General features: G+C 61.9%; 13 protein-coding genes. 7 read left to right on the top strand and 6 right to left on the bottom strand.

Annotation, left to right across the window (positions count from 1 at the left end):
• From dnaE to C0Z19_RS21025, 5 genes are all read left to right on the top strand, one after another.
• A partial coding sequence (gene dnaE, locus C0Z19_RS21045) for a DNA polymerase III subunit alpha (protein ID WP_102611771.1) occupies positions 1-2494 on the top strand: 2494 nt, incomplete at its 5' end.
• A 40-nt stretch (positions 2495-2534) separates the two neighbouring features.
• Positions 2535-3644: a glycosyltransferase family 9 protein gene (locus C0Z19_RS21040; protein ID WP_102611770.1), complete on the top strand. Its 1110-nt coding sequence runs from the start codon at positions 2535-2537 to the stop codon at positions 3642-3644.
• 151 nt (positions 3645-3795) lie between these two features.
• Positions 3796-4929 carry a glycosyltransferase family 9 protein gene (locus C0Z19_RS21035; RefSeq protein WP_102611769.1) on the top strand — a complete coding sequence of 378 codons (1134 nt, stop codon included), beginning with the start codon at positions 3796-3798 and terminating at the stop codon, positions 4927-4929.
• Between the two features lie 229 nt (positions 4930-5158).
• On the top strand, positions 5159-6490 hold the full coding sequence (locus tag C0Z19_RS21030; protein ID WP_102611768.1) for an O-antigen ligase family protein: 1332 nt from the start codon (positions 5159-5161) through the stop codon (positions 6488-6490).
• Entirely contained in the window at positions 6475-7401 is a 927-nt protein-coding gene (locus tag C0Z19_RS21025; RefSeq protein WP_102611767.1) for a glycosyltransferase family 2 protein, read from the top strand. Before C0Z19_RS21030 ends, C0Z19_RS21025 begins: the two co-directional genes overlap by 16 nt.
• A 98-nt stretch (positions 7402-7499) precedes the next feature.
• Here the strand turns inward: C0Z19_RS21025 and C0Z19_RS21020 are convergent, their stop codons facing one another.
• Together C0Z19_RS21020 and C0Z19_RS21015 are read right to left on the bottom strand one after the other, a co-directional pair.
• Positions 7500-8348, bottom strand: coding sequence for a glycosyltransferase family 2 protein (locus tag C0Z19_RS21020; protein WP_102611766.1), 849 nt, complete (start codon positions 8346-8348; stop codon positions 7500-7502).
• An 84-nt stretch (positions 8349-8432) separates the two neighbouring features.
• Positions 8433-9248: a glycosyltransferase family 2 protein gene (locus C0Z19_RS21015; RefSeq protein ID WP_233196225.1), complete on the bottom strand. Its 816-nt coding sequence runs from the start codon at positions 9246-9248 to the stop codon at positions 8433-8435.
• A 191-nt stretch (positions 9249-9439) separates the two neighbouring features.
• Here C0Z19_RS21015 and msbA point away from each other — a divergent pair, with 191 nt between their 5' ends.
• Positions 9440-11221 (top strand): lipid A export permease/ATP-binding protein MsbA, encoded by a 1782-nt coding sequence (msbA, locus tag C0Z19_RS21010; protein ID WP_102611780.1) that lies wholly within the window; start codon positions 9440-9442, stop codon positions 11219-11221.
• Between the two features lie 30 nt (positions 11222-11251).
• Here the strand turns inward: msbA and C0Z19_RS21005 are convergent, their stop codons facing one another.
• Together C0Z19_RS21005 and C0Z19_RS28305 are read right to left on the bottom strand one after the other, a co-directional pair.
• Complete coding sequence (locus C0Z19_RS21005; RefSeq protein ID WP_102611779.1) at positions 11252-11536, bottom strand: hypothetical protein; 285 nt, start codon at positions 11534-11536, stop codon at positions 11252-11254.
• Between the two features lie 48 nt (positions 11537-11584).
• Complete coding sequence (locus C0Z19_RS28305) at positions 11585-11743, bottom strand: hypothetical protein (protein WP_158243033.1); 159 nt, start codon at positions 11741-11743, stop codon at positions 11585-11587.
• 236 nt (positions 11744-11979) lie between these two features.
• On the opposite strand from C0Z19_RS28305, the gene C0Z19_RS21000 reads away from it, so the two are divergent.
• Entirely contained in the window at positions 11980-12264 is a 285-nt protein-coding gene (locus tag C0Z19_RS21000) for a hypothetical protein (protein WP_102611765.1), read from the top strand.
• Positions 12265-12383: 119 nt separating this feature from the next.
• Here the strand turns inward: C0Z19_RS21000 and C0Z19_RS20995 are convergent, their stop codons facing one another.
• Both C0Z19_RS20995 and C0Z19_RS20990 read right to left on the bottom strand, forming a co-directional pair.
• Positions 12384-13823: a TadE/TadG family type IV pilus assembly protein gene (locus C0Z19_RS20995; RefSeq protein WP_102611764.1), complete on the bottom strand. Its 1440-nt coding sequence runs from the start codon at positions 13821-13823 to the stop codon at positions 12384-12386.
• Positions 13820-14341 carry a hypothetical protein gene (locus tag C0Z19_RS20990; RefSeq protein ID WP_146012109.1) on the bottom strand — a complete coding sequence of 174 codons (522 nt, stop codon included), beginning with the start codon at positions 14339-14341 and terminating at the stop codon, positions 13820-13822. Before C0Z19_RS20990 ends, C0Z19_RS20995 begins: the two co-directional genes overlap by 4 nt.
• Between the last annotated feature and the right edge of the window lie 85 nt (positions 14342-14426).

The raw sequence follows: 14426 nt of genomic DNA, 5'->3' as shown, positions 1-14426 counted from the left end.
GAATGACCCGATCGCGTCCTTCCTGGCAGAAGTCGATGTCGAAGTCAGGCATCGACACGCGCTCGGTATTACCGATCTCGATCCGCTGCGCTACAACCTGCTGTTCGAGCGCTTCCTGAACCCTGAGCGCGTGTCGATGCCTGACTTCGACATCGACTTCTGCCAGGAAGGACGCGATCGGGTCATTCAGTACGTGAAGGGCAAATACGGGGCCGATGCCGTATCGCAGATCGCCACCTTCGGCACGATGGCGGCGAAGGCGGCCGTGCGCGACATCGGCCGCGTGCTTGATCTGGGCTACAACTTCACCGACGGCGTCGCAAAGCTGATCCCGTTCAAGCCCGGCAAGCATGTGACCATCGCCGACGCGATGAAAGAAGAGCCGCTCTTGCAAGAGCGCAACGACAACGAAGACGAAGTGCGCCAGTTGCTCGAACTTGCGCAGCGCGTTGAAGGCTTGACGCGCAACGTCGGCATGCATGCCGGCGGCGTGTTGATCGCGCCGGGCAAGCTGACCGATTTTTGCCCGCTTTATACGCAGGGCGACGATGGCGGCGTCGTGAGCCAATACGACAAGGACGACGTCGAAGCCGTCGGCCTCGTCAAATTCGACTTTCTGGGTCTGACGACGCTCACGATTCTCGATTGGGCCGAGCGCTATATCCGCCGGCTCGATCCGTCGAAGGCCGACTGGTCGCTCGCGCAGGTGCCGCTCGACGATCCGGCTTCGTTCTCGATCCTCAAGAAAGCGAATACGGTCGCCGTGTTCCAGCTGGAAAGTCGCGGCATGCAAGGCATGCTGAAGGATGCGCAGCCCGATCGCTTCGAGGACATCATCGCGCTCGTGGCGCTGTACCGTCCGGGCCCGATGGATCTGATTCCGAGCTTCTGCGCGCGTAAGCACGGCCGCGAGACGGTCGAGTATCCCGACCCGCGCGTCGAGCCCGTCCTGAAAGAGACCTACGGCATCATGGTCTATCAGGAGCAGGTGATGCAGATGGCGCAGATCATCGGCGGCTACTCGCTCGGCGGTGCGGACTTGCTGCGGCGTGCGATGGGCAAGAAAAAGCCCGAGGAAATGGCCAAGCACCGGGAAATCTTCGCTGAAGGTGCGGCGAAGAACGGCCTGACGCGCGAGAAATCCGACGAGATCTTCGACTTGATGGAGAAGTTCGCGGGCTACGGCTTCAACAAGTCGCACGCGGCCGCCTATGCGCTGCTCGCGTACTACACGGCCTGGCTCAAGGCGCATCATCCGGCCGAATTCATGGCAGCCAACATGAGCTTGGCCATGGACGATACGGACAAAGTCAAGATCCTCTACGAGGACTGCAAGACGAACGGCATGGCCGTGTTGCCGCCGGACATCAATTGCTCGGCTTATCGCTTCGAGCCGGTGGCGGAGCCCGACGGCAAGCGTTCGCGCACGATTCGTTATGGCCTTGGCGCCGTCAAGGGCAGTGGGCAAAACGCGATCGAAGAAATCCTGCGTGCGCGCGAGGACGGTCCGTTTTCCGACCTGTTCGATTTCTGCGCGCGGATCGACCGGCGCGTCGTCAATCGGCGCACGGTCGAGGCGCTGATCCGTGCCGGCGCCTTCGATTCGATTCACCCGAACCGCGCGCAACTGATCGCTTCGGTGCCGCTCGCGATGGAAGCGGCAGATCAGGCGAGCGCGAATGCGATGCAGGCGGGCTTGTTCGATATGGGCGACGCGCCGTCGCGCGGGCACGAACTCGTCGACGAACCGGCTTGGCACGAGAAGCGCAAGCTGCAGGAAGAAAAGACGGCGCTCGGCTTTTACCTGTCGGGGCATCTGTTCGATGCCTACAGGGACGAAGTGCGGCGCTTCGTGCGCATGAAGCTTGCCGACCTGAAAGAAGGCCGTGACAAGCTCGTGGCCGGCATCATCGCATCGCTGCGCACGCAGATGACCCAGCGCGGGAAGATGCTGATCGCGCTGGTCGACGACGGCACGGGCCAATGCGAAGTTACCGTCTTCAACGAGCAATACGAGGCGAACAAGGCCCTCTTCAAGGAAGACGAACTGCTCGTCGTACAGGGGCAGGCGCGCAACGACGCATTCACGGGCGGCATCCGCTTTACGGTCGATTCGGTGATGGATCTCGAACGGGCGCGCAGCCGTTACGCGCAGGCGGTGAAGGTGAAGATGAACGGCAATGCCGATGCGGCCGTGCTCAGGCGCGTGCTGGAAGCGCATTGCGCGCCCAGGGAAACTTCGCAGGAAGCGGTGCCTTCCACGTCGAGTGTTTCACGTGCGGGCGGGCAAAGGCCCGGTGCGGGGCGTGACAGCGGCCGTCAACAAAGCGCTGCCGCTTCGTCGCCAGGCCTTGCAGTTCAAATTGCGTATAGCAACACGAAGGCACAAGGAGAAATTCGTCTGGGTGACGCGTGGCGTGTGCGTCCGACCGACGATTTTCTCTCGGCACTGCGCAGCGAGTTCGCCGGCACGTCTGTTGAGATCGTCTATTGAGCGCGGCTTGACTCAACATGCCACCTGTCTGGTTTTCGTGATGTCATCTCCTTTCTTTGCGTCCCGCCCTCCACGCTCGATTTTGGTTGTCGTCACCCGTAGGATCGGCGATGTGCTGCTAACCACGCCAATCGTGCGTTCGTTGAAAGCAAAGTGGCCCGACACGCCGATCGACATGCTCGTTTTCCGTGGCACCGAAGGTGTGCTGGAAGGCAATCCCGACGTGCGACGCGTCATTGCCGTCGCTCAGCGCGCGCGATTTGCGGAGCGGTTTGCCGATGCCCGCCGAATCTGGCGGCGTTACGACCTTGCCTGTGCCGCGGTGAGCTCCGACCGTCCTCGCTTTTACACCTGGTTCGCTGGAAAGAAGCGCGTTGGACTCGTCGATCCGGAGCGCGTCAATTGGCTCACGCGTTTCATGCTGACCGGCACCGCGCTGAACCAACACGGTTCGGTTCATACGGTCAATAGCACGCTCGCACTCGCCACTGTGCTCGGAATCCCGCCGGTTCCGCAGGTCGTGCCGCCAGCTGTCGTCGACGAAGCGCAACGTGCACGGCTCGAAGGGCGCCTGGGATATGTGCCGTCGCGGCAGCCGCTGATCGCCCTGCATCCTTATCCGATGTTTGCTTACAAGCGATGGCATGTTGACGGATGGGCGAGGCTGATCGATTGGTTGCGCGAGCGTGGCTTCGCGATTGTGCTGACGGGTGGGCCCGCGCAGGACGAACGCGACTATGCACAGCAGGTTGCGGATGTCGCGGGTGGCGCAGTGATCAACCTGGTGGGCCAGCTCTCACTGGCTGAAAGCGCGGAAGTCATGCGGATGGCGAAGCTATTCGTCGGCCCTGATACGGGGGCGACACATATTGCTGCCGCGACGGGGACGCCTACTATCGCGCTGTTCGGCCCTTCGGACCCGGTGCGTTGGGGGCCGTGGCCCTGCGGATGGCCTGCTGGCGTCGATCCCTGGGCGTTGCGTGGATCGGCTCGCCATGGAAACGTCTACCTGTTGCAAGGCGAGGGCGCCTGCGTCCCCTGCCGGGCGGAGGGCTGCTTCCGGCATATCGAAAGCCCGAGCGAGTGTCTGACCGGGCTCGATGTCCGGCGCGTCATCGCCGCCGCAGCCGAAATGCTGGCTTTGCAGTAATCGGTAGTCAGTAGATTTTTTATCTCAAATGCCGATATCCCGGGTGTGCCGTTTGGACAACGAGCCTGGGGCATGGCGCCGTCGGCGCGACGCTGGCGCGCAGATCGCGGGGGAGCTGACCGCATCAACAATCGGTTCATAGGATCTTCAGGTGAACAAGTACCTTGACAATTGCGCCCAAAAACTGACGAAAATTCACTACTCCATTGTGCCGAATACCGCTGATGATTTCCTTCGATCTCATTCGCGCCTGAAGCTCGCAAAGAAGTTCTTGCACCGCTATGTTTCGCTCGCGGTGTCAGGCCAGCTAAGGCGCGAAATCCGACGAATCGAAGCGGGGATGCGCGTGCTATGGATTTACGCAGGGAAAAGCAACTTTGGCGATGCGATCATGGATTTGTCAGGGCGAGCGCTGCTGCGCAATGCGAATATTGCGCTCGAACTGCTGACGCTATCGAAGTTGCAGCCTCTGTTCTCCGAGGATGACGTTTTCGCGAGAGTCTATTCCAGTGTGGAGCAGATCGAGGATCGCGGGTACGACGCAATTGTTCTGAACGAATTCAACTATCAGTCGATCGACCTGAAGGTCAGGTATTTCGCGAAACTGCCGTTCGCTTGCCTCTTTCAATATTTTTATGGCCCCGACCGCAATCAGACGCTGTTCAGTTTCGCCGCAGTCAACGCCGTATTCCAGCGAGGCCTTGGCGACAGCGAACTGCTCGAAGTCGCGAAGCCCTACTTGTCGGTCCATGAGACGACCCGCCGAGCCGTGGATCAGTTGTTCTCAGAAGCCGCCCCGGATCTTGCGCTCGCGGTAGGCGGCATCGACGTGCGGCGGACCTACGATGCCTGGCTCGCTGTGCTCCAATGGCTCGACCGGACTGGCGTCGGCGACGCGCCGCTTCGAGTCGCGCTGCTCGGATCGGACAATGGACTTGCCATCGCCAGGGATATTGCGAACCACGCGTTCCATCGGCTCGAGGTCAATTCGTTCGTGGCCGATCTGTCGTTGCTCGAGGCGCGGGAGGTCGTTGCCCGTTGCCGCCTGTTCGTGGGCTGTGACGGCGGCCTCATGCACGTCGCTCACACGACTGACACGCCGAGCCTCTCGCTGTTTGCTCACCTCGAGCCGCCGCATTTGCGACTGACCAAGCGCTGCCAATCGCTGGCTATCCATAGCAAGGGAGGCGTGAACGAAGTCGCCCCGGAAACGGTCGCGCGCGCGATCATCGGGCGATTGGCTCCGGTAGAGCGCGAGCGCAATGCGGGCGTCCCGCTGCTGTAAGCACAGCGAGCCGCCTATGTCGATCCATGGCAAGTGTCCAGCGGCCTTTTTCAGATGGGAGAGGCGACATGTATACTTGCGTCCGGATCGCGAATCGCGCGTTGGCTGCAACGCCCCCGGGCGGATCGAACGCCAAGCGCTGCCGCGACCGTCGAGCTCGGTCATTGACGGCGGATCCACTCGAATACTTCTTCCTGCCCGTCCGCGTGAGCGCACGGCTAATTTGCTCATGATTCCCTATCGGACAATGCAGGCCGGCTATGCAATCACCGGCAACTGGCTGGCCGCCGTTTTTCTGTTGCTGTATCCCATCGTTACGCTTGCCGTGCATGGGGGGGCGAGCGCGCTGCTGATCTCGGCAATGATCATTTCGACAGGCGTCCTCGCTTTTGCGCGGAACGCTTGCGCTATTGCGCTGCCGGACGATGGAAGACGCCTCGTCATGCTCACGTGCATTGCATTTGCGAGTCCACTCGTCGCAACCTTCGCGAGTGAACTGTGGCATCGGAACATCGTGCTTAATCTGTTGGATGCGCCGTGGCGATTTCTTGCCGCCGTGCCAATCATCTTCGCGCTTCGCCGCTTGCCGCTGCGTACGATGCGCTGGAGCGATTGCTCGTTTGCTATCGGTGCGATCGGATCGCTGGTCGTTCCATTTATCGCGCCGCCGCAGGGCACCACCAGGCTGGCGAGTTCGTTCCTCGACTCCATCCATTACGGTGATATCGCTCTCGTGCTCGGCCTCATGTCGGGGCTGTCGATCGACTGGTGGCAAAAGGACCGGCCGCTGATTCGCGTGCTCAAGCTCGGCGGATTGGCGGCGGGGATATGGGCGTCGGTACTCTCCGGGTCGCGGGGCGGATGGCTGGCCGTGCCTGTCATCGTGCCGCTGGTCATCTTCGCGCGTGGCCGAGACAAATCACGTCTTTGGCGGCTGTCGGTGCTGCTCGCAGTCGTGGTCGGATTGGTCGGGCTCTGCGCGGCTTCCGCGGAAATACGCGATCGCCTGTACATGGTCTGGACGGATATCGTCCACTACTCGCAAGGGCAGAAGGACACGTCCACGGGCGTGCGTCTCCAGCTCTATAAGGCGGCTATCGAGTTGACGAAGCAATACCCGCTCTTCGGCGCAGGCCCGAACGGGTTCGCCGGCGCGATGCAACCGTTCCGGAGTGCCGGCCTGATCACGCCTATGGCTGCGCAGTACGGTCACGGTGAGACACACAATCAGTTGCTCGCCTACACGGCCAATTACGGGATTATTGCCGGCGTGGCGGGACTCGCGACGCACGTCATGCCGTGCCTGCTGTTTGCGCGATATCTGAAAGCGCCGTCGCGCGCCGTTCGTGCGGCGGCGCTGCTCGGTTTGACTTTCGTCATTTCATTCTTTATTTTCGGGCTCACCGTCGAGACGTTCGACCTCAAGATGGTCGTGTCGTTTTACTCGGCCGTCGTTGGCATACTGGTCGGCATTGTGGTTTCGCCTGCCGCGTCGCGCGTGATCGATGGTCAAGATTCTTCCTTGCTCAGTGGCGGCCAACCGCAATGTTCTCCATCCTGATTCCCTCCTGGAACAACCTTCCGTACTTGAAGCTGTGCATCGAAAGCATTCGACGGCATTCGGCTTTTGATCACGAGATCATTGTTCACGTGAACGAAGGATCGGACGGCACGCTCGAATGGGTGCGCGCAGAAGGGATTCGCCATACCTGGAGCCGAGGCAATGTCGGGGTGTGCGTGGCGATGAACGACGCCGCCCAGCTTGCCACGCGCGACTGGGTCCTGTTCATGAATGACGACATGTACTGCCTGCCCGGGTGGGACAGCGCATTCGGCGCGGCGGTCGAGGCAATTGGCGAAGACGTGCCCATGTATCTGGCGGCTCACTTGATCGAGCCGCTCGATACGGGCAACGAGCAGGTTACGGTGGCGAATTACGGTACGGGACCAGAGGGCTTCGACGAGCAGGGGCTGTTGTCGTTCGCCGCGGGCGTGAAGGCGAGCGATCGAAGCGGCATCGCGGTGCAGCCGATGCTCACGCAGCGCCGCCTTTGGCATATGGTCGGCGGCTATAGCATCGAATTCGGCCCCGGCATGAGCAGCGACGACGATTTCCTGATGAAGATCTGGCTGGCAGGATGCCGGACTTATCGGGTCGTCGGCGCCTGCCACATTTATCATTTCGGCTGCGCCACGACCCGACGCGTTCGACGCAATAAGGGCGGACGCACCTTCATTCTCAAGTGGGGCATTTCTCAGCAGGAGTTTGTCCGAAGCTATGTGCGACGGACAGCAACGGCCGAGCGCTCGTCGCTACCAACGGTCCCTCGGGCGGGAATGGCGGGAAGGCTCAAGCGGGCGGTCTACGCGCTGGCCAGGTACCCGCTCGGTGACCTCGAGAATTGGGAGCCTGACCTGCCTCGACAAATCGTCATGAATTCCTCGAGGTCGGCGCGCGTCGACCTCGACTGATGCGCGGGCGCACATGACGCGGCTTTCATTGCGGGCCAGGACGACGAGTGATGGCACGGCTGCCGGAATCGGCCCGACCTCACTGACTGCGCCCTGTTTCAATCGAACGAGAGCGCCCGTTTGATCCGCCCGCGCCACAAGGCACGCTTCAACCGTCCGCGAGCGGCTGGCGTGTCGAGTTCAATGCCCCCTTCGGCGGGCTCGCCACGGCGCAGATAGTAGCGATCAAACGTAGCCTGCGTCATGCCCCATTTGCTCAGGAACTGCTTGCGGCCGTTGTTCTTGACGATCTTGCCCGTAGTTTTTTGCTGAAAGTGATAGACGAGACTATCGCCGACGCCGAGGAAGATACGGCACCCCGCGTGCCATAGCTTCATCGAGAAATCGTTGTCGCTGCTCATCCCTGGCGACAATTCGCTGCTGTACCCGCCCACGCGATTCCACCAATCGCGATGGACGAGCGTGGGAGGCCACGTTGCACCGAGCCAGTCGGCCCGCTTGAGTCTTGGCACCGCAGCGATGAGTTCATCGGGGCGAAAATGTGCGGCGTCGCGCCCCGCGTCATGGACGACCACACATCGATTGCCGGTATCGACCGGCTCGACCATCGTGCCCGATAGCATGAACAGGTCCGACGGCATTTGCCCGATGTGCTTGACGAGTGCTTCGTCCCAGCCCGGGCACACATACATGTCGTCGTTCATATAGACGACGTAGTCGCGCTGCGCGTGAGAGGCGGCAAGATTCACCGCGTGGCAGATGCCAATATTGTCCGGCGATGCGGTGTGTGCGATGCCTTGTTCTCGCACCCACGAGAGCGTACCGTCCGAGCCGTCGTTGACATGGATGATCACTTGGTGCTCGTACTGCGAATGGCGTCGGATGCTGTCGACGACCACCTTGAGGTAGGGCAGGTTGTTCCAGGTTGGGATGATGATGGAGAACATCGGGTGGGCTGTGCTCGCTTCACGCTTCAGAGAGTTGCACCGCGTGCTCGATGAGTCCTGACCGCCCGCGGAAAACGCGCCATCTTAACACTTGCCCGAGCCGGCTCCTGCGTTGCGCTCCTGGCTTCTCGCCAGGGAAAGTTTAAGAAACCGGTAATAGACCGTCTCGGCGTTGAAGACGGCGATCATGAATCCGGTTTGACCATCCAGAATGCCGCCGCGCAGCAGATAGGTCCGCAAAAATGCCCAAAGACCTCGGCCGACGGCGCGCGCGAATCCGCCGCGGCTGCCGGCTGCGAGCCGTTGCCGTGCGCCGGCGCTCGAATACGCGTCGACCTTGCGCAGCACCGTTTCGAAATCATCGTAGGAGTAATGCAGCAGACGGCCGGCGAGTTTATCGACGCGGCCGTCGAAGACGAGCCGCTCATGCACCAGGTCGTCCGAGAAGCGCGCCGCGTCACGCTTGAACAGGCGCGGCACCCAATCCGGATACCAGCCGCTGTGACGTACCCAATGTCCGCAAAAATTGGACAGGCGATCGAGCGCATAGACGTCCGCACGCGGGGCTTCGAGTGTTTGCCTGATAGAAGCGGCGAGCTCAGGCGTGACAACTTCGTCGGTGTCGACCGAAAGAATCCAGTCGGTACCGAGCGCAGCGACGGCACGGTTCTTTTGACGACCGAAACCCGGCCAATCGGGGGCATGGATCACACGAGCGCCGTGCGTTTGTGCGATCGATACTGTCTCGTCCGTGCTGCCGCCGTCGATCACGACGACGTCATCGGCGAAGCGCACGGCGTCGAGACACTGGGCGATCCTTGCCTGCGCATTGAGCGCGATGATCGCGACCCCTAATGTGGGGCGCCGGGCGCTGACGGATGCGATGGGCGGCGAAGTCACGGCAGATGCGCTCGAAGGTCGGGAAAGGCGCCAGTATACCGATCGGGACGGCGCGATCGCGGTCGGGGTCTGTCGGGACCAGCCTTATAATGTGTCGCTTTCGTCGCGATGCGGTTGGTACGCCGGGCTCGCTCGCGTGCGGAATCGGCACGAAACACGCGATGGCAACGCGCAACAATGCAAGGAACAGATTGGAAACCCGAGCCACTTTGAGAAAATCGGTCGGCGGCGAGCAAACGTCGACGGCGGCCGTCATGCGGCGCTTGTGGCCCTACCTGAAGCCCATCGTCTGGGTCATGGTGCTGGCCGTCGCCGCGATGGGCCTGTCCGCCGCCACCGACGCCGGCATTCCGGCGCTGCTCAAGCCATTGCTCGATCACGGCTTTGGCGCGAACGCGAGCGACCATGCCCGCTGGTACGTTCCGCTCGCGGTGATCGGCCTCGCGATCGTGCGCGGCGTCTCGCAATACGCCTCTCAGTATCTGCTCTCGTACGTTTCGAACCGCATCTTGCTGCAACTGCGGCTCGATATGTTCCAACGGATGATTCATACGAGCGCGTCGTTTTTTCAGCGCGAAACAGCGAGCACCATCATCAACGCGATCGTCTTCGAGGTCAATCAGATCCTGAGCGTCCTGACGAGCGTCATGGTGACGCTCGTACGCGATTCGCTGTCGGTCGTTTTCCTGCTCGGCTATCTTTTTTATCTGAACTGGCGTTTGACGCTGATCGTCGCACTGATTCTGCCCGGCATCGGCTGGCTCGTCAGCAAGATCAGCCGGCGCTTGCGGCGCCTGGGCCGCGAACAGCAGACGCTCACGAACGAGCTGTCGTATATCGTCGAAGAAACGGTCGCCGGCTACAAGGTCGTGAAGGTCCACAACGGCGAATCCTACGAGATGGGCCGCTTCGCGGCGATGAGCCAACGCTTGCGTGGTTACGCCATGCGCATGACGGTCGCGGGCGGCCTCGCGCAGCCGCTCACGCAGATTCTCGCTTCCTTCGCGCTCGCGATCGTCATTACGGTCGCCGTCGTGCAATCGGCCCACAACCAGACGACGGTCGGCGGCTTCGTGGCCTTCGTCACGTCGATGCTGCTCGTGATTTCGCCGCTCAAGCATCTGATCGACGTCAATCAACCGCTGCAGCGCGGCATGACGGCCGCCGAGTTGATCTTCGGCCTCATCGACGAACCGCTCGAACCGGCAGGCGGCACACGTCGCCTGCAACACGCGCGTGGCGAAATCGAGTTCAGCAACGTGACGTTTACCTACGGCTCGCCCGATCGGCTGACGCTCGATCACGTGTCGTTCACGGCCGCGCCGGGCGAGATGATCGCGCTCGCGGGCCCGTCAGGCAGCGGCAAGACCACGCTCGTCAATTTGCTGCCGCGCTTTTTCGCACCGACGGGCGGCCGCATCCTCGTCGACGGCGTGCCGATCGACGAGTATGACATTCACGATCTGCGCGGTCAGATCGCCATGGTCAGCCAGGATGTCGTGCTCTTCAACGATACGGTCGCCGCCAATGTCGCCTACGGCGGTACGCCCGATCGTGCGCGCGTGCAAGCGGCGCTCGCGGCCGCGAACCTGTGGGACACGATTCTGGCGATGCCCGAAGGCATGGACACGCTCGTCGGCGGCAACGGTATGCGTCTTTCGGGTGGGCAGCGCCAGCGGTTGGCCATTGCGCGTGCGATCTACAAGGACGCGCCGATATTGATTCTCGACGAAGCGACTTCCGCGCTCGATTCGGAATCGGAGCGGCATGTTCAGGCAGCGCTCGAGACGCTGATGAAAGGCCGGACCACGCTCGTCATCGCGCATCGACTTTCGACCATCGAGCGCGCCGATCGCATCCTGGTCATGGAAGCGGGTCGGATCGTCGAACAGGGCAGCCACGAGGCGCTGCTGCAACACAACGGGCTCTATGCCCATCTGCATCGCATTCAATACCAGCAGCAGGCGGCCTGAAGGCGACGAGCCCGGATGCCGCGGTGGTTTTCAGACCCCGCTTGTCACGAGCGACAGCACCGACAAGTCGGGGTGCGTGCCGTCGACGACGGCGCGCCCGACATGCATTCCCTCGTCGAGCGCCGTCTGAGCGCTCGGAAAGCCGATGTCGCCTTCCGCATAAAACGACACGGCGTGGCCCGGCAGCTTGGGGTTCGCGCCGGGATGGCACACGTAACCGACGTAGGTATAGGCCTCGCTCGCGGGCGGCGGATCGCTTTCCTGATTCTTGCTCAACGGGGCGACATGGATCTCGAAACCTTCGTACTGCGTCATTTGCCAGAGGGCATCTTCTTCTTCGGACACGATCTTCTCCTCCGCGCATCAATGCCGATGCCGAAGCCTGTCCCAGAGCCGGGTATTGTCCATACGATGTAACCATCGCGCTTTTTGATGCTCGCGGTGGTAATGCGCGGCAACGATGATCAGCACTGCGATCAGCAATATGATGCCGACGACGGCGTCTCCGATCGATTGAGCCATGACACTCTCCTTGCGGGTTCTTGCAAATCGGCCTACTGAAAAAATTCTAGGAGATTTCGCCGAAAGCGCGCGATCGAATCGCATGGCGACACACGTCTCGATGCCGCCCTAATTGAAAAACGCTATCCGCGGCTGCATTTGATTACAGCGGTCATTACAGGTTTTACGCACTGACACAACTTGTTATCGAACGCCACAAGCAATGCGCCGATCTAAGCGGGAACAGGAGAAGCATCATGAAGAAGTCGTTCGTTGTCCTAACCTATGCGCTCGCAGTCGCCGTATTGGGCAGTGGCTTGTCCGGATGTGTGGTTGCGCCGGCCGCGCCCGGCTACTACGGATATGACGGTGACTACTACGCGCCGGGCTATTACGCGCCGGGGTACTACGGTTATCCGGCCTATGCGGAGCCCTCGATCGGCATTGGATTCGGGTTCGGCGGAGGCGGCGGCTGGCACGGCGACCATGATCACGACTGGCACGGCGGTCGCGGCGGTCGCGGTGGGCACGGCCGTCATTGACGGAAGACAAGGGCGGCTCGGCCGCCTGTTTTCGTATTAGCTTTGACGCGAACGATTATCCCTTCGGGTGGCGCTCGGCCGCGTCCTCACGCTACGTCGGCACGATCTTCCTCTGACGATTACTTGACGAGACGCAATTCGCTGAGCGACCCGGAGATCGTGCTGAAGATGTTTTGCAACTGCGTCGGATCGGGCGAAAAGAAAGCGTTCTGCGGCGAACTCGCGCAGTCCGTCATGATCTTCGCCGCGTTCGGATCATGCGTATCGGTGGCGCCGTAGCGGATCGTGTAGATGATGATGCCGTCCTTCTTCATCGCCGTGCATAGATCTTTTTGCATGTTGTCAAAGTCGGTCGGGTTGCCCATATAGTCTTTCACGGAGCCCGAGTCGGTCGTGCCGTAGGGCGGAATGTCGTCGCGGCCGACACCGCTCATGCCGTTGTGCGAAATCGCATCCGGATAGTCCGCCACATCCCACGGCGCCCAAGCGGAAATCACTTCGTTGCCGCCGTCGCTGAGCAGCACGACTACGCGTGTCAGGTAGGGATTGGTCGCGGGATCTTCCGGCAACGTTGAGTTGCCCCAGCCGGCCGCGCCTTTCCACTTCGGCGACAGCATGCGCCAGCCCCACATCAGCCCTTCGGGAATGACGGTCGAATAGGCGGGCGGGTCGAGCGCGGTGAGCGCATTATTGAGCGTCGTGGTGTTCGAGGTGAGGAACGTCACCGGATGAGCGACGCAACCCCAGTTGTAGACCTTGCCGTTGTACGGGTAGTAGTACGGCTTGAACTTACGGCCGGACGGCGTGCCGGGCTGCAGTACGATGTCGCCGTTGGACGCGCGCGGCTCGACGGTGCAGCCCCCCCACGTCGACCATCCGTAGCCGGTGCCGGACCATGCGCTTGGCGCGGCGCTGGACATCCAGGCGCGCGTCCTCGCGGAATTGCCGACGTTGACCGTCGTCGCGAACGGCACCAAGCCCATATACGAGTTCGTCGCCGTGCTGGTGGAATTGAACATCTCCTTGACGAGCATCTTCGATGCCGCGATCAGATTCGTGATCTTTCCACTCTCCGACATCGAGCCGGTGTTGTCGAGCACGAGCGCGACTTCGAGGTTGCTGCGCGTCGCGCGCACGGTCTGGTTCGAAGCGGGAATCGTGATCGAGGTGAGATTGAGGAGCCCCGCGCTCACGAGCGGCAGCTTCAATTGCGCGGACATCGTGACGCGCTGACCCGTGGACGGTGTGCCGCTCAGTGCAACGCTGAACGTTTTGGGATCGAACGAGCTGCCGAGGTATTTCGACGGCATGTTGCCCGTGAAATAGGCGAGCGCGTCGGTCTTCCACTGCGTGATTTGCGCGTTCGTCGCCCCTGCCGGCAGCAGCCGCAGTTCGCTGCCGGCGGCGATCGCCGCCGCATCGAGCGAATACTGGAGCCGCGACTGCGCCAGGTGGAAGCGGACCGTGTCGATGCCGCCGAGCAGCGCCATCAGCATCAGCACGATCGACACGCTGAACATCGGCGTGACCGCGCCGCGAGTATCGCGTAGCGTATTCATGTCGGCGAGAGCACCAGTTCGTTGCCGAAGCGCAGGCGGTAGTACGCGCGTTCGTAGAGGGTGAGATTGCCGGGCGCCCCTGTCCAGAAAGCCGACGTGATGGCGAACGGCTTGTAGGTGTAGAACACCTCGACGGCCACCACGCAGTCCTGCGGCTTGAAGGGGTAGCCCGCGGGCAGGAGGCCCGCGCCGAGCTGCGACACGGCGCCGGGCGACCACGGGCTCTTGCGCTGCCACGCGAGGTGCGGCTTGCCTTTGCCGGTGGGGTCGTCGATGACGGTCACGATGACCGCGCCGCGGCCCGACAGCTCGAGCGGATTCGCCATCGTCACCGCGCCGTTCCAATACGCGGCGAGGCTGGCCGCATTGGATGCGTCGGTGTCGTCGATCACCTTGGTCTGCTGCCCGAGACTGTCGGCGAGGGTGAACGCCGTACGGGTGACGAGCGCCGATGCCCGAAAGTATCCGTACAGCTCGACGAAGCCGACCAGCATCAGCAATACGAGCGGCATCAGCACGGCGATTTCGATTGCCGCGACGCCGCGCGTGTCAGGCAAGATCCGCCATGGCCGGCGCGATCGCCGCTGGCGCGGAAGGACGTGT

Source organism: Trinickia soli (genome assembly GCF_002879855.1).
Classification (GTDB): Bacteria; Pseudomonadota; Gammaproteobacteria; order Burkholderiales; family Burkholderiaceae; genus Trinickia; species Trinickia soli.
Note: the sequence above shows the minus strand (reverse complement) of the source record. Positions and strands in the feature narration are given on the sequence as shown.